General features: G+C 40.8%; 2 tRNA genes. Both read left to right on the plus strand.

Annotated features, from left to right (window positions below):
• The first annotated feature begins 14 nt into the window (after positions 1-14).
• Positions 15-91 (plus strand) — tRNA-Ile (locus NI469_RS15730).
• Positions 92-162: 71 nt separating this feature from the next.
• A tRNA-Ala gene (locus NI469_RS15735) sits at positions 163-238 on the plus strand.
• Positions 239-713: the final 475 nt, after the last annotated feature.

Here is a 713-nt window from a genome sequence, read left to right on the forward strand (position 1 = left end):
TACGATGTATCTGAGGGTCTGTAGCTCAGTTGGTTAGAGCACACGCTTGATAAGCGTGGGGTCACAAGTTCAAGTCTTGTCAGACCCACCAAATCTGACTAACGAAGCATGAAAGTGCTGAAGCAAACAGAACAGAACGATACATTGACTTATTGATAAGCTGGGGACTTAGCTTAGTTGGTAGAGCGCCTGCTTTGCACGCAGGAGGTCAGGAGTTCGACTCTCCTAGTCTCCACCATACATTCCTACGGAATGTATAAAGACAAAAGCTAATAAATAGACAATCAGTTGATTGTTAGTTTAGTCCTTAAGCGATCAAGTGTTTAGATCCTAGAGATTAGCAAGTACAAGCGTTATGATACGCGCACTTGATAATCTCTGTGATTTATCACAGTTTCCTGACCTGACGAAGGCTGGAAAAATCATTAACAGAATATATTTGAGTTGAAATAATTTGTTCAAACTCGTTTCAAGTAGGTAACTACAAGAAATGAGTTCTAGCGAAATTAACTGAATCAAGCGTTTTGGTATATGAATCTAATTGAAGCTGTACGGTGCTTAAGTGCACAAACGCCAACTGTATGAGCGTGATGAGAAATCATCACAATCTGTTGCTTATCCCACTTGTAAGGATAAACGACTGTTTGGGGTTGTATAGTCAAGTAATTAAGTGCATGTGGTGGATGCCTTGGCAGTCAGAGGCGAAGAAAGAC

This window comes from Acinetobacter lwoffii (assembly GCF_024129735.1).
GTDB lineage: Bacteria > Pseudomonadota > Gammaproteobacteria > Pseudomonadales > Moraxellaceae > Acinetobacter > Acinetobacter lwoffii_H.